15 protein-coding genes are annotated in these 16,154 nt (G+C 59.9%); 10 read left to right on the plus strand and 5 right to left on the minus strand.

Features of this window, described 5'->3' with window-relative positions; genetic code table 11:
* Positions 1-3: 3 nt before the first annotated feature.
* Positions 4-1,326 carry a glucose-6-phosphate dehydrogenase gene (gene zwf / locus GKZ67_RS16700; RefSeq protein WP_317172171.1) on the plus strand — a complete coding sequence of 441 codons (1,323 nt, stop codon included), beginning with the start codon at positions 4-6 and terminating at the stop codon, positions 1,324-1,326.
* On the plus strand, positions 1,323-2,054 hold the full coding sequence (gene pgl / locus GKZ67_RS16705; protein WP_173244545.1) for a 6-phosphogluconolactonase: 732 nt from the start codon (positions 1,323-1,325) through the stop codon (positions 2,052-2,054). Before zwf ends, pgl begins: the two co-directional genes overlap by 4 nt.
* A gap of 74 nt (positions 2,055-2,128) precedes the next feature.
* Here pgl and rpiA read toward each other — a convergent pair whose 3' ends face one another.
* Positions 2,129-2,899, minus strand: coding sequence for a ribose-5-phosphate isomerase RpiA (gene rpiA / locus GKZ67_RS16710; RefSeq protein WP_173244549.1), 771 nt, complete (start codon positions 2,897-2,899; stop codon positions 2,129-2,131).
* Between the two features lie 49 nt (positions 2,900-2,948).
* On the opposite strand from rpiA, the gene GKZ67_RS16715 reads away from it, so the two are divergent.
* From GKZ67_RS16715 to GKZ67_RS16750, 8 genes are all read left to right on the plus strand, one after another.
* The gene (locus GKZ67_RS16715; protein ID WP_173244552.1) at positions 2,949-3,938 is read left to right on the plus strand and encodes a DMT family transporter; all 990 of its coding nucleotides are present in this window, start codon (positions 2,949-2,951) and stop codon (positions 3,936-3,938) included.
* Positions 3,939-4,167: 229 nt separating this feature from the next.
* A complete protein-coding gene (locus GKZ67_RS16720; protein WP_173244553.1) occupies positions 4,168-4,830 on the plus strand; it encodes a CsgE family curli-type amyloid fiber assembly protein in 663 nt (220 codons plus the stop codon).
* Complete coding sequence (locus tag GKZ67_RS16725) at positions 4,827-5,240, plus strand: curli production assembly/transport component CsgF (protein ID WP_173244556.1); 414 nt, start codon at positions 4,827-4,829, stop codon at positions 5,238-5,240. Before GKZ67_RS16720 ends, GKZ67_RS16725 begins: the two co-directional genes overlap by 4 nt.
* 41 nt (positions 5,241-5,281) lie before the next feature.
* Positions 5,282-6,712: a CsgG/HfaB family protein gene (locus GKZ67_RS16730; protein WP_254244891.1), complete on the plus strand. Its 1,431-nt coding sequence runs from the start codon at positions 5,282-5,284 to the stop codon at positions 6,710-6,712.
* 177 nt (positions 6,713-6,889) lie between these two features.
* The gene (locus GKZ67_RS16735; RefSeq protein ID WP_173244558.1) at positions 6,890-7,507 is read left to right on the plus strand and encodes a hypothetical protein; all 618 of its coding nucleotides are present in this window, start codon (positions 6,890-6,892) and stop codon (positions 7,505-7,507) included.
* A 119-nt stretch (positions 7,508-7,626) separates the two neighbouring features.
* Positions 7,627-8,262, plus strand: a complete 636-nt coding sequence (locus tag GKZ67_RS16740; protein WP_173244560.1) for a hypothetical protein — start codon at positions 7,627-7,629, stop codon at positions 8,260-8,262.
* A gap of 115 nt (positions 8,263-8,377) precedes the next feature.
* Positions 8,378-8,653, plus strand: a complete 276-nt coding sequence (gene csgH / locus GKZ67_RS16745) for a curli-like amyloid fiber formation chaperone CsgH (protein ID WP_173244563.1) — start codon at positions 8,378-8,380, stop codon at positions 8,651-8,653.
* Positions 8,654-8,869: 216 nt separating this feature from the next.
* Positions 8,870-10,282: a carboxypeptidase-like regulatory domain-containing protein gene (locus GKZ67_RS16750; RefSeq protein WP_173244566.1), complete on the plus strand. Its 1,413-nt coding sequence runs from the start codon at positions 8,870-8,872 to the stop codon at positions 10,280-10,282.
* Between the two features lie 49 nt (positions 10,283-10,331).
* Here the strand turns inward: GKZ67_RS16750 and GKZ67_RS16755 are convergent, their stop codons facing one another.
* From GKZ67_RS16755 to GKZ67_RS16770, 4 genes are all read right to left on the minus strand, one after another.
* A complete protein-coding gene (locus GKZ67_RS16755; protein ID WP_173244569.1) occupies positions 10,332-11,072 on the minus strand; it encodes a helix-turn-helix transcriptional regulator in 741 nt (246 codons plus the stop codon).
* A 257-nt stretch (positions 11,073-11,329) separates the two neighbouring features.
* Positions 11,330-12,037 carry a Crp/Fnr family transcriptional regulator gene (locus GKZ67_RS16760; RefSeq protein WP_173244572.1) on the minus strand — a complete coding sequence of 236 codons (708 nt, stop codon included), beginning with the start codon at positions 12,035-12,037 and terminating at the stop codon, positions 11,330-11,332.
* A gap of 80 nt (positions 12,038-12,117) precedes the next feature.
* The gene (locus tag GKZ67_RS16765) at positions 12,118-12,369 is read right to left on the minus strand and encodes a hypothetical protein (RefSeq protein WP_173244575.1); all 252 of its coding nucleotides are present in this window, start codon (positions 12,367-12,369) and stop codon (positions 12,118-12,120) included.
* Between the two features lie 55 nt (positions 12,370-12,424).
* On the minus strand, positions 12,425-15,751 hold the full coding sequence (locus GKZ67_RS16770; protein ID WP_173244578.1) for a T9SS type A sorting domain-containing protein: 3,327 nt from the start codon (positions 15,749-15,751) through the stop codon (positions 12,425-12,427).
* Between the last annotated feature and the right edge of the window lie 403 nt (positions 15,752-16,154).

The raw sequence follows: 16,154 nt of genomic DNA on the forward strand, positions 1-16,154 counted from the left end.
GACGTGAACGAGTTTTCGCGTAGCGGCAAGGTGAAGGAGGAGCAGTGGGGTGCTTTCGGGCCGCACATCTACTACCAGGCTGCCGACGTGCAGAACGCCAAGACCTACAAGGAGTTTAGCACGCGCATCAAGGAGCTGGAAAAGGAATGGAAAGCGCCTGCCAACGTTATCTACTACCTGGCGGTAGCGCCCAACTTCTTCCCTATCATTGCCGAAAACCTGGCTAAAGCCGGCCTGACGGAAGATGCCGAGCGTACGCGTATCGTTATTGAGAAGCCTTTTGGCCACGACCTGGGCTCGGCCAAGGAGCTGAATATGCTGCTGGGGCGCATATTCCAGGAAAAGCAGATATATAGAATCGACCATTATCTGGGCAAGGAGACGGTGCAGAATATCATGGCTTTCCGCTTTGCGAATGCCATAATGGAGCCGCTCTGGAACCGCAACTACATCGAGCACGTCCAGATTTCGGTAACGGAAAGCCTGGGCGTAGGCGAGCGCACGGGCTACTACGATGGCTCAGGTGCGCTGCGCGACATGATTCAGAACCACCTGCTGCAATTACTGTGCATAGTGGCAATGGAGCCGCCGGTGAGCTTTAGCGCCGAAGAAGTGCGCGACCGCAAGGTGGACGTGCTGCGCGCCATGCGCCGCTTTACGCCCGAAAGCGTGCGCGAGCAGGCCGTACGCGGGCAGTACGGGCCTGGCTGGATTGAGGGCAAAGAGGTGCCCGGCTACCGCGAGGAGCCCGGTGCTAATTCGCAATCGAATACGGAAACCTTCGCGGCGGTAAAGTTTTTTGTGGACAACTGGCGCTGGCACGGGGTACCGTTTTACCTGCGCACCGGCAAGCGGCTGCACCGGTCGGCCTCGGTGATAACTATCCAGTTTAAGGAGGTGCCGCACTTCATTTTCCCGCCCGAAACGGTGGACACCATGAAGCAGAACCGCCTCGTTATCAGCATACAGCCCGAGATGAGCATTCGCCTGCAAGTGCAAGCCAAGCGCCCCGGCGTGGAGATGATGCTCAACACCGTAGACATGGTGTTTGACTACAAAGGCACTTACGTGAGCGAAGCGCCCGAAGCCTACGAAACGCTGCTGCTCGACGTGATGCTGGGCGACCAGACCCTCTTTATGCGCGGCGACCAGGTAGAGGAAGCCTGGGACCTGGTGATGCCCATTCTGACGTCGTGGCAGAACCGCATCAGCCAGAATTTCCCCAACTACTCGGCCGACTCGTGGGGACCGGAAGTAGCCGAAGCCCTCGTGGCCAAAGACGGCTTCCACTGGTTTACGCTGCCGCTCAACAACAAGAAACAATGAACCTACACGTGTTGAAGAGCGCCGACGACACGCTACGCGCCCTTGCCGATTACTTTGTGGCGGTTGCCAACCAGGCTCTGGCGGCTCGCGGCCGCTTTGTGGTGGCGCTGTCGGGCGGCAGCTCGCCCAAGAAGCTCTATGAGCTGCTGGCCTCGCCCGAATACCGCTCACAGCTAGCCTGGGAGCAGGTGTACTTCTTTTTTGGCGACGAGCGCAACGTACCCCAAACCTCGCCCGACAGCAACTACCTGCTGGCCAAAACTACTTTATTCAATTTGCTGAATATACGCCCCGCTCAAGTTGTTGCCGTTGATACCAGGCTGGCCCCGGCCGAAGCGGCCGCCCAGTACGGCGTGGCCGTGGAGGAGTTTTTTGGGGAAGAAAAAGCGGTATTCGACCTGGTGCTGCTGGGCCTGGGCGACAACGCGCATACGGCGTCGCTCTTTCCGCACACGCCCGTGCTGCACGATACCACCGTGGGTGTGAAGGAAGTATGGCTGCCCGAACAGGAAGTGTTTCGCATTACATTCACCGCTCCGCTGATAAACCAGGCGCGGGCCGTGGCCTTCCTGGTTTACGGCGCGGGCAAGGCCGAGGCCGTGCGGCAGGTGCTGGAGCTCCCGCGCGATGTGGAGCAGTATCCGGCTCAGCTGATTCAACCGGAGCACGGAGAAGTTGAGTGGTTTCTGGACGAGGCGGCGGCGGCGCAGTTAGCTAAAAACAAGTAGTCGTTCAGTATTGCGAGCAATGCGATGCTATCGCATTGCTCGCAATACTGACTGGGATAATTGCAGACTTTTCCTTACGGCAGCTCAGCAAACTCCGCAGCCGGACGGGCGGCTTCGCCGGGCTTTAGCACCTGGGCTACGCCGCCCTGAATAACCACTGCTGCCTTGGCCAAGCCAATAAAGAGGCCGTGCTCCACGATGCCGGGAATAGTTTTGAGCTGCGTAGCCAGCCATTCCGGCTCCGCTATCTGCTGAAAGTGGCAATCGACCAGCAGGTTTTTCTGGTCGGAATAAGCGGGCGCGGCCGGGTCGTCTTTGCGCATCCGCAGCATTGGAGCACCACCCAGCTGCTCCAGCGCATCGAGCACCCAGGGAAGGGCGAAGGGCACCACTTCGAGCGGCAGCGGAAAACGGCCCAGCACCGGCACTACCTTGGAAGAATCGGCGATAACGAGCAAATAGCGCGAGGCTGTTTCGAGCACTTTTTCGCGCAATAGCGCGCCGCCCCCGCCTTTAATGAGGCGCAGCTGCCCATCGAGCTCATCGGCACCGTCTACGGCCAGGTCGAAGGTGAGGCCCCGGCGCGGCTCCAGCAGCGGAATGCCTACCTGCCGCGCCAGCGCTTCGCTGGCCAGCGAGGTGGCAGTGCCGTGCACCTTGAGGCCATTGCGCACCTTTTCGCCAAGCTGGGTAATAAAATGCGCGGCTGTGGTGCCGGTGCCGAGTCCCAGTAGCATACCCTCGCGCACCCAGCCCACGGCAGCGGCAGCGGCGAGTTGTTTTTCGTGTTCCTGGGCGAAGGGGCGGGGATGAGAGAAGCCATAAAGTGGAAAAGTGAAAACCATGGCAATGTTACGGCACAGCTAGGCCTCCGGCCGGGCGTAATTTTGAGCGATGCCTGCCCCTGCCCTGCCCTGCCCCACCTCCAGCCTATCAGAAGCTGCCCTTGCCCCCGCCGTATCGGCCGCGCCCGAAGTGGTAGCGCGCGAGGCCGGCCCGCCCGCTTCGGCCTGGGGCCTGCTGCTGGTACTCTCGCTCATCTGGGGCACCTCTTTTATTTTGATGAAGAAAGGGCTCGTGGTGTTTTCGGCAATGGAGCTGGGCGCAACGCGGGTGAGCGTAGCGGCGCTGCTCCTGCTGCCGTTTGGGCTGCGTGAAATCGGCCGGGTTGAGCGCGGCCGTCTCAAGTGGCTGGCGCTCAGTGGCACGGTGGGAACGCTTATTCCGGCTTTCCTCTTTGCCTATGCCGAAACGCGGCTGGCCTCAGGGCTGGCGGGCGTGCTCAATGCCCTCACGGCAGTATTTGCGCTACTGGTGGGCGCCCTGCTGTTTGGGCAGCGCCTTACCGGGCTGCGCGTCCTGGGTATCGGGCTGGGCCTGGTGGGCACGGTGGTGCTCATGCTGCTCGGCGGCAGCGGCGACGCCACCACCCCGGCCGGCGGCGCGGGCAATGCCTGGTACGGGCTCTACATTGTGGTGGCTACTGTGGGCTATGGCCTCAGCGTGAACGTGATAAAGCATCGCCTGCACACCATGCGCCCGGTAGCCGTCACCTCACTGCTACTGCTACTTATCGGCGGACCTGCGCTGGCGTATTTGTTGCTGGGCACGGGCTTCGTGCACAAGCTGGCTACGGTGCCGGGCGCGTGGCCGGCGTTTGGCTACATCGCCCTGCTGGCCACTATGAGCACGGCCGTGGCCACCATGCTCTTCAACATGCTCATTCAGCGCTCCACCACGCTGTTTGCCTCATCGAGCACCTACCTCATTCCCATTGTGGCGCTGGCCTGGGGCGCGCTCGACGGCGAGGCGTTCAACCTATGGCACGCGGCGGGTATGGTCATTATTCTGGCTGGCGTATTTATCATTCACCGGGCCCGTTAGGCGCGCTTAGGATGGCCCATGCGTACAGGTTTAAGAGTAGTGCAGGCCATTGCGTAACCGTTAGTAACCGCGCAGGGGTGCCACGAGCGCGTTATAAAATGACGAAGGTCACTTTCGCGGATGAGAAGGCGCATTTTGCCAGGTGGGGGTCAGCCCGAGCTTTGAGGCCATCTCAAGCGCTTGCTAGTGCTGCTGTTGGCGGCCCGGGCGACCTTCCATCTTCTCTCTTATGCCTCGCTCCTGCTCTCCCCAGCTTGCTCGCCTGCCGGTTGGCCGGGCCACAGCTGGGATGCGATGGGAGTTGCTGACGCTGATGCTGCTACTACTGCAGGGCTCAGCTGCCTGGGCTCAGCGCCCGGCGCGGGCCCGGCCCTCCGCTAAGGCTGACACTACCAAGCAACTATCTACCAGACAGGTAGAAGAAGCGCTGCGCCTGTTTTTGCGGGCCGACTCGCTGCATCAGGCACAGGTGCAGCCGGGCATGGAGGCCGAAAGCGAAGGCTTCGTGCTCGACCAGACGCTCACCAAGCAAGGGCGAGATTTTTACGAGCTGTTTTTCGGCACCATGCAGGAAAATACCGGCCTCGGTGACTACACCATCGTGGTGACGGAGCGGCCCCTGCGCGGCAACTCCTCGCTGGTGGCCATCACGGTAAACGACACGGAGCTGCTTGAAATGCCCCTGCCGACCCGCGCCGAGCAGCAGCAGGAAGCAGTAGCCGCCGCCGTCGATGCGGCCCGCGAATTTCTCCAGCAGCAGCAGGCCACGACCACCCAGCTTGCCAACGGCAACCAGAATGCCCCGCTCCCTCACCCTGACCGGCTGTGGCAACCGCTTAGGATTTCAGATAAATTCTGTTTCTCAATTCACTACACTTCCTTCTCGCTATGAAAAAGGTTTTCTCTGTTTGCCTGTTGCTGGGAGTGTCGTGCTCGGCCCACGCGCAGCGCTTCGTGTACACGCCGATAAACCCGTCGTTTGGTGGCAACACGTTTAATGGCAGCTGGCTGCAGGCTGCCGCCACTGCCCAGAACCGGATTGCCGACCCCAGCACCAGCGGCTCGAATGGGCAGACCGACCCGCTGACGCAGTTCAGTGCCAACCTCAATCAGCAGGTACTCTCGCAGCTCACCAACCGCCTGCTAACCTCTCAGTTTGGGCAAGGGGCTATCAAGGCGGGCTCCTATACCGTTGGCACTTACCAGGTTAATGTATCGCCGGGCGGCGGCGGCCTGATAGTAGTGGTAACCGATACCGGCACCGGCAATAAAACGACCATTACCATTCCCAGCGGCCTGTAATGCAGATGGGCCTTCTTTCTGATACAAAAAGCCCTCGACTTTTGGAGGCCGGAAGGCGGCGCCTGCGGCTGCCGCGCCTGGCCGCGGCGGCGCTGCTGGCTTTACTTACGGGCGGCAGCTGCATGCCTTATCTGCACCAGCATATGCTGACGCCCCAGCCCGCGCGCCTGGGGGCCGAAATAGCCGGCAACGAGCTGTGGCACAGGCTCCCTAGTCCGGTGGGCAAAACGATAGTAGCTGTGTACAAGTTTCGCGACCAGACGGGCCAGTACCGCCTGCTCGAAACCGGGGCCAGCTTTTCGACCGTGGTAACGCAGGGTGCCACCAGCATCCTGCTGCGCGCCCTGGAAGAGTCGCAGTGGTTTGAGTCGATTGAGCGCGAAAATATTGGCAACTTACTGAATGAGCGCAAGATAATTCGCTCGGCCCAGTCGGAATACGCGGCCCAGACGGGCAAGCAGCCGGCCCCGCTGGCGTCGATGCTTTTTGCCAGCATCATTTTAGAGGGCGGCATTATATCGTACGATTCTAATATTATAACGGGCGGCGGCGGGCTGCGCTACTTCGGGGCCGGGGCCTCGGGCCAGTATCGGCAAGACCGCGTAACGGTGTACCTGCGGGCCATCAGCACGAACACCGGACGTATTATGAAAACTGTATATACTTCAAAAACAATATTATCGCAGCAGCTTAGCGCCGGGGTATTTCAGTTTGTTGATTTTAAGCGCCTGCTGGAAACCGAAACCGGCATTACCTACAACGAGCCCAGCGAGATGGCCGTGAAAGAGGCCATCGAAAAGTCGGTGCAGGCGCTCATTCTGGAAGGAATAAAAGACAAGTTCTGGGCCCCGCGCGACACCGCTGAGCGCCACGGGCCCGCCATGCTGGCCTACCTGCGCGAGAAAACCGAAAACTTGAGCATCGACGCGCTGGGCCGGGTAGAGCAGCCGCGGCGGGCTGGTATCGGCCTGGGTATAAGCGGCGGCCTGCAGCGCTACCAAGGCGACTACAGCACCCCGCTCAACCGGGGAGTGGCCGAGCTCACGCTGCGCTGGCAGGCTAGCCCGGCGGGCAGCGTTTTTCTAAACGCGGGCCGGGGCCAGCTGGCGGCGGGGCCGGGAGGCAGCTATTTCAGCCAGGTATTTGACTATGCCGAGGCCGGGGGCCTGATACGCCTGCTGCCTTCCGACCGGTTTACGCCGTTTTTGCTGGTGGGTGGCGGAGCGACGCTCCGGGAAGGCCGCGCCGGCCTGTACCGGGTGCTGCCCCATGCTGTAACCGGCATCGGGGCCGAGTACCTGCTGGGCAATCGCCTCGGGCTGAGCCTTACCCTCGACAACCACTACTATTTCAGCGACCAGCTCGACCTGCTGGCCCAGGGCAGCTACAACGATTACTACTGGGGAGCCCGGCTGGGAGCGGTATTCTACGTAGGGCGGCTAAGCCGCAGCCGAGCAGCAAGCCCACCCTGAAGTACGGCTTAATTTGTTATTAACCAGATTAATAGCTAGTAGTTTTTCACTTTAGGCCAGCTTGAAATTTACTCCCTTTGGAGTATTGTGCTGCCTTAGTCGGGCCCAGTACTTTTGACTTGTTCTTCCGGCCGGAGGATGTACTGCCTCTCTTTCTCAACTTTAATGACTCATCCCATGAATACGCTGAAACTCAAACTTCTTGCTGCCTCCTTATTCGTTTTTGCGGCCGCTCACGCCCAGCAGGCTACTCCTTACTCCCTGGGTGCTGTACCCGGTGCCAACGCTGGTGCATCGGGCTATCAGGGCCGCAGCACGTCGTTTGCCAATGACTCGTATGTGCTGCAAAACGGAACCAGCCAGTACGCCAACGTTAACCAGACTGGCCCCGGCAACACGGCCGACATTGTGCAGGACCTGGACAATGACAATGAAGGGCACAACAATGCCTACCAGACCCAGGACCGCACCGGTTCCACCAGTGGAGCCCGCAACCGCGCCTGGATTGGCCAGGACGGCAACTACAGCACGGCCATCCAGATTCAGCACGGGTCGGGCAACACGGCTAACAGCGACCAAGGCCCCAACGATGCGGACTTCAACTATAGCTACCAGTCCCAGGCCGGTAACGGCGACCGGGCCGGCGTAACGCAGACCAGCAACGGCAACGTAGCTGTGCAGATGCAGTATGGCGGCGACAATAACTATGCTACTACTGCCCAGTCGGGCGGTGCCAACTGGAGCTGGGCTAACCAAAACGGTAGCTCAAACACCTCTATCGTGGTGCAGCACTAGCTCCTGCCAGGCCGGCTGCCGCTGGCGGCAGGCCTTACCTAGCCGGACCCCGAGTTGGCCACGAGCCGCCGTTGGGGTCCGGCTTCGGTGCTGCTACTCACCTTCCTTTCCTTTTGCTTATGAAAACATTGCGCTTTCTACTGTTGGCGTTATGCCTCTTCGGGGTCGCTCTTCCCCAGGCTGCGCGGGCGCAGGTGCCGGCCCGCTCCCAAAGCCAAGCGGCCACTGCCGAGCAGCGCCTGGCCGAAGACTTGGGCGTGGAACGCCTGCCTACGCTCAGTCCTTCCTCCGAAAACACATTCAATATCAGCTCACTGACCCAATCGGGCACTGGCAATAGCGCCACGCTTAACCAGGTTAACCTGGGCGGGCGGGCCAACCAGGCTGCCATTTCGCAGGCTGGAATAGGCAATATCCTGAGTCTGACGCAAGCCGGCGCGACAAACCGTACTACGTTTACCCAGACCGGCAACAGCAACCGCTCAGACCTGGGCCAGCACGGCAGCGACAACACCATTGCCGGGGAGGTAACCGGCAACGACAACTTGGTAGATGTGCAACAGCAGGGCACGAATAACGCTTATTCGACGCAGCTCGCCGGCAGCCATGCCCGCTACACCATCGACCAAATCGGCAACAATAACAGCCTGACCCAACGCGAGTCGGCAACAAGCACAGCTCTCCCCGGCTACAACGTGCAGATGCAGGGCACCGGCATTAAGCTCACGATTGAGCAGGGCAAGATATTCCCCTGATCAACTGGCTTTTACTTACTCGTGCTATGCTTCTTCGCTTGCTACTTTTTGTGCTAGCGGCCGTACCGCCCCTAGCTCGGCGCCAGGCCCCGAGCCCTGTATAGCCCGCCTCGACATGCACCAGCAGGATGGGCTGCTGCGCATCAGCAGCCATTGCCGCAGCCTGCTCGGTGCCCCGGCCCGCTACCGCTACGACCTACAGACGGTGCGCGCCGGCCCCACTGGCCAGACGCGCAACACGCAGCGCGGCAGCTTTGAGCTGCCACCCCAGCAGGAGATAACGCTCTCACAAGTAGCCATTAGCGCTGGCGGGCAGGACCACTACCATATCAACCTCCGCATATTCGACGCCGCCGGCCGGGCCGTTGCCCATGACTCGGTGAGCCACTAGCGCCTCTGCGCCTGTTTTGAAAGGCTCATGCAGTGTTGCGTGAGTCTTTTTCTGGTAAGCAGCCCTTGGCTGCTGGCAGCAGGCTTTCGGTCAAAACAACTACTTCCTAAACAGCAATTTTAGCTTTGGATGTATGAAACACCTCTTCCTTTTTGCTGGGATATGGTTGGTGCTGGGGGTTGCACCGAAACAACTGTGGAGCCCGTGCGCTATGGGGTGCTGAGCGGAACTGTGTTTGAGGCCAGCACCAGCAAGCCGCTGGCCAATGTATCCATCACTACTACTCCGGCTACCAGTGGCTACGTTACGGATGCCAAAGGGCAGTTTACCATTAGTCAGGTACCGGTAGGCACTATAAACCTGACGGCCCACAAAAGTAACTATACCGACCAGAGTACCAGCGTTGTGGTAAGTGAAGGCCAGACGCAAACCGTGTCGGTGATACTCGACAAGGCATCTCCCACCACGGCACCCAGTGCGCCGGTGCAGCCCAGCCCGGCATCGGGCGCTACGGGCCAGCCTACGCAGCTTACGCTGGGCTGGCACTCGACCGGGGCTGTAAAAAGCGACTCGCTGCGCTACTCGGTGGTGCTCTACGAGGCAAACAGCGTAACCCAGCGCACGCTGCTGACCAGCTCGCGCGACACAACCGTGACCGTTACCAATTTGCTATATAATTCTATATACTACTGGCAGGTAACCGTTACAAATTCGGCTAAAGCATCAACCCGGTCAGTTTTGTGGAGCTTCCAGACCCAGCCGCTGCCCGACAACCGCTTTCTGTTTGTGCGCACTGTGGGCAGCAATGCTGATATCTACTCTTCCAGCAGCACCGGCGACAACCTGTTGCAGCTCACCAGTGCCGCTACCACCGAGGCGGCCCCGCAGCTAAGCCCCAACCGCGACCTGATAGCCTATACCTCCAACGCGACCGGGCAATTTCAGCTTTATACCATGAACCGCGACGGCTCCAACCAGCGCCGCCTTACCACCCTGGCTGTGGAGGGCTATAACAATGCCGGCGTAGGCTACCGCTGGTCGCCCGATGGCGCGCAGCTTATTTATGCGCACTACAACCAGCTTTACCGCATCAATAACGATGGTACGGGCTTGCTGCTGCTGGCTACAGCGCCGCCCAACCGCCACTTCAGAGAGTGCGACTGGACGGCCCAGGGCAACCGCCTGGTGGTGCAAACGGTTGGCGTTAATATCTATGACGCAGAGCTTTACCTTCTCAATGCCGATGGCTCCAACCCTACCCTGCTGGTCGGCAACCTGCCGGGCCGGCTCGACTCGCCGAGCTTTAGCATTGATGGCAGCCGGGTGCTGTATACCCGCGACGTGGCGGGCTTCGACAGCCCCACCGGCCGCCAGCTCGACACCCACATGTTTACGCAGCGCCTCGATGGCACCAACCTAACCGATATTACGCTCAGCAACGGCTCTTCGACTCCCAAGCCACTGGGTACCAACGACCTGAATCCCCGCTACTCACCCGATGGCTACTCGGTACTATTCGTAAACCAGGTAAATGATGGCCTAACGCCCGGCGACCTCTGGAAGGCCGACGCCACTGGCACAACCCGCACCAAGCTGTTTGCCGACGTGGCCCAGCCCGACTGGAAATAGCTTAAAATAGCTGTGTTTTTTTTTGCGTAAACCGCTTGGGCGAAATGCTTTAGCTAGCCAGGTTTACACTTCCTACACCCAGGTGCGAGAGGCGGTGGCTGGTATTATTCGATTTGATTTTGCGCTTGATATTGCGGCGGTGCGTTTTAACCGTAAAGTAACTGATAAACAGCTTCTCAGCGATAGCCGCATTGGTTTCGCCCGCCAGGACAAGCGCCAGAATTTCCTGCTCGCGGGTGCTTAGCTCATCGTCGGTGCGCTTGCCCTTGCGGGCGGCCAGCCAGGCCGCAAAGTCGGGATGGTCGAGGCTGAAGCGTACATCATTCGTGTTTTTATGGGCCGATATATCGGTAAACAGGCTGGCCGTCACCAGCGGGTGGCCCTGGGCATCCTGGGCTAGGATAAAGTTCTGGCGCAGCACGTGCAGGTAGTGCCCGGCCTGGCACCGCAGGCGGTAATCGATGCTGAAGCAGGCGGCCGACTGCTGCCCGGCAGCTCCCGGCTCGCAGTGCTGCATAAACTCACTGGCCAGCGTCGAGGCCTGAATAACGGCCGGCAAATCGTCGGGATGGATGGCTTCGTACAGCAAGGCCAGGCTCAGCTGGGCGGGCGCGTAGCCCAGCAGGGCCTCGGTAGCCGGGCTGCTGTAGCAGCACTGCTGCAACCACACCTCAAACACCACCAGAAACTGGCTGGCAAACAGCCGGCTGGCCAGCTGCTCGGCTTCACGCAGCACGTCGGCCAGCAGGGCCGGCGGCAGGCTCTTTACGGTAGACCCGGGAATCGGCATGAAAGAAAAAAGGTAGGTGCAGCGTACACAACGGACCCCAGAGCTGAAGGGCAAGGGGCCGGCTCAGCAACAAAACAGGTAGCCCTGGCAAAGGTGCCCGCCCATACGCACCCGACCAGTGAGGCAGGCCAGTAACGAAACTGACCTTTATCATCTTTGGCAGGCGGCACCAGGCTGAGTCAAGAGCTAATGGCCCGATAACATATTAAAATTTTAATATGTTATCGGGCCATTAGCTCTTGACAGATACTTGTCAATCAGTCAAACTGCGTGGCGATTTTGAGCAGCTGCTGCGGTGCCGTGATAGTAATAGCGCTGCCTTTGGTGGTGAGCAGGCCTTCCTGCTTAAAGTCAGAGAGCATGCGGGTAGTTGTTTCCTTGGTGGTGCCCATCAGCGCACCCAGGTCTTCGCGGGTAATGGCCATTGTGAAGGGGGCGCTATCACCCTCAGTACCATACGTGTGCAGCAGCAGCAGCAGCGTTTCGGCGAGGCGCTCGCGCACGGGCTTGTAGGCAAGGTGCAGCATCCGCACTTCGGTTTGCACGAGCGTGTAGGCCAGTAGCTGCATCAGCGCGTTACTAAACTGAAGATTGGTATGCAAATGATGAAAAAATACCTGCCGGGGAATGAGGCACACGGTACAGCTGCTGAGGGCGATGGCCGACAAAGAATGACTGGTGTCGCTCACCAGTTCCTGGTAGCCGAGCACGTCGCCGCTCCGGGCCAGCCTGATTATCTGCTCTTTCCCATCGCCCCCCAATTTGGCAAGCTTAATCTTGCCTTCGTGAACGCAGTAGAGCCCAGCCGACCGATTTCCCTCCCGGAAGATGACCTGGCCCGCGTCGTAGTGCTCGCTGGTCTTTTCTTCGGAAACTGACGCTATCTCGGCATGCGAGCAGCAGTGGAGTAGATTGCGGTGGTAACTGGGACAATTTTGACAGTTGGGAGCAGCAAAGCGAATCATAGAGCAGGAAAGAAGAGTGAGTGTAGTAGCAGTAGAAAGCCGCAACCCTGCCCCAGAGCGCCGGGGGCGCCGGGAGCCGGCTAGTTATCGTACCGACGCGGCACGGGGCGAAGCTGCCTGAACGCCTCGGCCCGGCTGATTTCGCCATTCAGATAGCGCTGAAGCTGCTCCCGACTGCTGGGCTGGGGCACCTGCCCGCCAAATGCCTGGCACAAGAGCACATTCTCTACTTCGCGCAGGCGGCAGGCGTAGGCGGCCTCTTCAGCAGGTGAAAGAAGCTGGCCGACAGGGAAATCAACGTGCAGCGCAGCAGTTAAATAGACAGGAGCCATAGCGGTATTTTTGAAAAACCAGCAAGAAAAGGAGGGGGCCAAAAACTACCGGCAGCTACAGCTTTACGAAGCGACGGGTGAGGCCCGCGCCGCCCGCGCCTACCCGTACGAAGTAGCTGCCTGCGGCCAGCTGGCGCACATCGAGCACGCCAGTGGCCAACTCCGGCAGCGCGACCGCGCTGCCCCGCAGGTCAAACACTTGCAGCGGCTGGCCGGCGGCCTGCGCCGGCAGGCTCACGATAAGCTGGTCGGTGGCCGGGTTGGGATAGAGCGCCAGTTGGGTAGCGGCCGGGCCGCCGGGCACAACTGCCACAGTACTGTAGCTGCTTAAGCCCGAGTAATCGTCAGCCTGCCGCAGCCGGTAATATACCAGCTCGCCCGGGACCTGCGCGTCGAGGTAGTGGTAATTGTGCGCTTGCGCGCTGGTGCCAGCCCCCGTCACCTTACCCACCGCACTAAAGACCACACCATCAAGGCTACGCTCTACCTCAAAATAGGCGTTGTGCTGCTCGCTTGCCGTACGCCAGTTCACTAGCACGCCGCTGGCCTGGCGCTGGGCACCGAAGCTGAGCAGCGTCACGGGCAGCGGGTTATTGCCATTGTCGGCCAGCACAAATAAGCCGTCGGACGAAAAATTGCTAAACGGTACGGTGGTGGTTACGAACGGATAAGCATAGCTACCGCCCAGGTCTTGCCACTGCCCCGAAGCAGCGGGGTCGCTGCGGGCCACGCGCAGGGTAGTAGGATTGGTATTGCCGGTCCCTACGCCATCGTCGGCCCCGTAGCTGAGGCCCACGCTCGCGTTGGTAACGATACTGGTGCTGGTTTCGGGCAAGATGGTGAAGTAGCGCACCTGCGACACACGCTGAATGGTGCCGGGCAGGTTATGTGCGGGCGGCGCGCCATCCAGTATCCGCACGGTGTAGCTGGTAGTGCCGGTGCTGGCCGTAATAGTCAGCACTAGCGGCCGATACTGCCCCCGGCTACCCACGGGGTAAGGCAGGGCTGCTGTTTTACTGGATGAATTGGTGACGGCGCTCTGCATTAAGGCATTAACAAAGCTGTTGGTGCCACCTCCCAGCAGCACCGCGCTGCCTGCTATTATCAGACGGTTAGAACCCAAAAAGCGCAAGCTGCCCTGGTTAAGCCCGAGGGAGCTGTAAACCGTCAGGGTCGATGCCATTTTCACCGTTACCGTATCGGTATGGCTCATGGTGAGGTCGCCCAGTACACTGCCCGTCGCAGCAAACGACAGCGTACTGATGCTGCCCGCTCCCCCAAAAACGAGGCTCGCGGTAGTAGAGCCGTTAAGCTGAGCCGTGCCGGGCGCACCCAGTGCTACCGGCCCGTTAAGCATCAGCGTATTAGCGCTCAGACTAAGCTGACCGCTTGGCATGCTGAACGGGCCGTTAACCTTTAAGGCGCTCCCCAGGGTCAGGTCATTCGTGCTGATACTGGCCCCGCCGGTGGCGTTAATGGTCAGGCTGGCCAGGGTATTGGCCGTTACATCGGCTCGCAGGGTGCCCAGTGGAGCCGCGCCACTCTTGTTAAATACCAGCACCGATGCTGGCGTGAGGCGAAGTACGCCGGTGCCTGCGCCGATAGCGGCCTGCCCACCCGCCAGGAATGTCAGCGTATTATCACCCACGCTCAGCGTCGAGTTTGCGCCCAGCGTGTAGCCCCCGCCCGCGCTGCTACCCAGCAGTAGGTTGGTAGCAGGCCCCAGGGCGACGCCAGGGGTATTGGAGCTGGTGCTCAGGCTTAGCAGCTCCAGCGCGGTGCCGTTGCCGCTCAGGGTTTGCTGGGTGGCAGCGTTGGTGGTCGTAAGCGCTATTTTAGCGGTGGCGTCAAACGTAACCGGGCTCGTGAGCAGCAGGTTGCCGCCCAGATTAAGCGCCGTGCCCCCAAAGGCGGTCAGGTTGTCGAGCTGCAGATTGCCCTGCACCAGAATGGGGCTGGCGGGCAGCGTTTTAGTGCCATTACGCAGTATTAGGTTGCCGTAGCCAGGGGCTGGCACGGCTGGCACTACATAGCTGGCATTCTGGCTGAATGTAATGGTGCTGGTGGCATCCAAGGTCCCAAACGCCACGCCCGATACAGCGCTGGTGGTATTCACTTCCAGCATGGCACCGGCACCGGCATCCAGGGTGCCAAAAAGGTTATAGTTGCTAGGGATAACCAAGACGCTGTTGGCGAGCAGCACCATCTTGGACCCCGCCCCGCTCACCGTCCAGTTAGCCGTAATGGTCCGCAACGACCCGCCTACATAAAATACCTGTCCGGTGGCAGTAAAATTGGGCGGCGGCGTGCCCGAGCCATCGGTGTTTGTACCAAATGTGCTCAGGGTGTTCAGGCTGCCGCTGGCCTTGGTATAGTAAGCCTGCGCTACCAGCAAGTTAAGCGTATTCGAGATTTTGGCCCCATCCACAACCCACATAGGATAAACACCTTGCACGGCTACATCACTGGCCAGCAGCGTTACTACCAGCTGCGTGCCCGAGCCAAGCGCAGTGGTGCGCGCGCTACCATTAAAATACGCGACACTGGTACTGGTGAAGTTGCTGCCCGTGATGGTAATTGCCTGCCCACCCGACCCCACGGCCACGCTGGCCGGGCTCAAGGAATAAATAGCGGGCAGCGGCACCGACGTCACGCCCACGTTATCGAGCAGCAGCTTGGGTCGCGAGCCCGTGCTGCCACCCGTGCCGTTGTAACAGTAAAAGCGCAGCCGGGCCGTAGCCGAGTTGTTGAACGACGCTGGCAGCTGCACGCCCGAAATAATGCCCGTATCGGAGCTGTTATTAACCTTATTAAGCACCGCTGCCGCCGGCAGCTCCGTAAACGTGGCGCCATCGGTGCTGGCATACACCCGCAGGGATGCCGTGCGGTCGCTGGTGCTTGCGCCATTAGCAAGCACCGTCCACTTAAAGGAAAGCTGACCTGCCTGCCGGGTAGTGAAATCCAGAAACAGGTCTACGGCCACGGCCGACTTATTATCGGTAGTGCCAGGGGCCAGCAACGCCAGCCCGTTGGCAGCTGGCGTAGTGGTATCTACATAGCGCTGCACGCCGCCGGTGCCACCCGCCACAAAGGTGCTACTCGAAATAGTCGTGACGGTGGGGCTGGGCACCAGCCCAGTTGGCGGCGTGCCCGAATACGTGCTGCCCACCGCTCCGTAAGGCGCGGCGCCGACACCACTGGCAAAGCCATCGGCCCAGCTGCCTACGTTATCAAAGCCTTCAAAATAGTTGCCGCTCACTAGCGGATAGGGCGTTTGGGCCGCGGCAGGCGAGGTGCGCAGGGCCAGGGCGAGCAAAAGCAGCGGCCAGCTACTGGCCACCCAACGGCACCAGCCCCGGCAGAGGGGGTAAAGTTGTTTCATAGGTAAAGCAGAAGTGAGGTAGGGAGCGCGGCGTAAACAGGTAGCTAGTCAGCCCACGCAGTATAGCGTTTTAGCAATGGGCTTATTTGTCAGGGAAGAAGAAGCCAGCCGCCGGAACCCTGGCAGGCGCCTGGCTCCCGGTATGGCCCTTAGCTATTGTTTATACGCGGATTTTTCTTAATTTTAATCCGCATAAAAATCTGTTTTTCACTCTACTGTTGCTTGTATTTTACAAGCCATGTGGCTGGCTGCTGACAGCAGTGCGGGTAGAAAAAGGAGCTGGGATAAAATTACTCTTACCGCTAAACCCTGCCTCATGAGTAGGCTCAATAGTGCCGTTGCATAGCTAAAGCAGCGTCATTATTATTTAAAGAATGGTTTGTAGTACTTCCTGATCAGGTTA

This window comes from Hymenobacter sp. BRD67, from assembly GCF_013256425.1.
Lineage (GTDB): Bacteria > Bacteroidota > Bacteroidia > Cytophagales > Hymenobacteraceae > Hymenobacter.

Bases quoted from the DNA above. Each gene is read 5' to 3' on its own strand.
- GKZ67_RS16765 (WP_173244575.1), bottom strand. From the start codon at position 12,369: ATGGCTCCTGTCTATTTAACTGCTGCGCTGCACGTTGATTTCCCTGTC.
- GKZ67_RS16735 (WP_173244558.1), top strand. From the start codon at position 6,890: ATGAATACGCTGAAACTCAAACTTCTTGCTGCCTCCTTATTCGTTTTT.
- GKZ67_RS16715 (WP_173244552.1), top strand. From the start codon at position 2,949: ATGCCTGCCCCTGCCCTGCCCTGCCCCACCTCCAGCCTATCAGAAGCT.
- GKZ67_RS16770 (WP_173244578.1), bottom strand. From the start codon at position 15,751: ATGAAACAACTTTACCCCCTCTGCCGGGGCTGGTGCCGTTGGGTGGCC.
- rpiA (WP_173244549.1), bottom strand. From the start codon at position 2,899: ATGGTTTTCACTTTTCCACTTTATGGCTTCTCTCATCCCCGCCCCTTC.
- GKZ67_RS16760 (WP_173244572.1), bottom strand. From the start codon at position 12,037: ATGATTCGCTTTGCTGCTCCCAACTGTCAAAATTGTCCCAGTTACCAC.
- GKZ67_RS16740 (WP_173244560.1), top strand. From the start codon at position 7,627: ATGAAAACATTGCGCTTTCTACTGTTGGCGTTATGCCTCTTCGGGGTC.
- GKZ67_RS16755 (WP_173244569.1), bottom strand. From the start codon at position 11,072: ATGCCGATTCCCGGGTCTACCGTAAAGAGCCTGCCGCCGGCCCTGCTG.
- GKZ67_RS16725 (WP_173244556.1), top strand. From the start codon at position 4,827: ATGAAAAAGGTTTTCTCTGTTTGCCTGTTGCTGGGAGTGTCGTGCTCG.
- GKZ67_RS16720 (WP_173244553.1), top strand. From the start codon at position 4,168: ATGCCTCGCTCCTGCTCTCCCCAGCTTGCTCGCCTGCCGGTTGGCCGG.
- pgl (WP_173244545.1), top strand. From the start codon at position 1,323: ATGAACCTACACGTGTTGAAGAGCGCCGACGACACGCTACGCGCCCTT.
- csgH (WP_173244563.1), top strand. From the start codon at position 8,378: ATGCACCAGCAGGATGGGCTGCTGCGCATCAGCAGCCATTGCCGCAGC.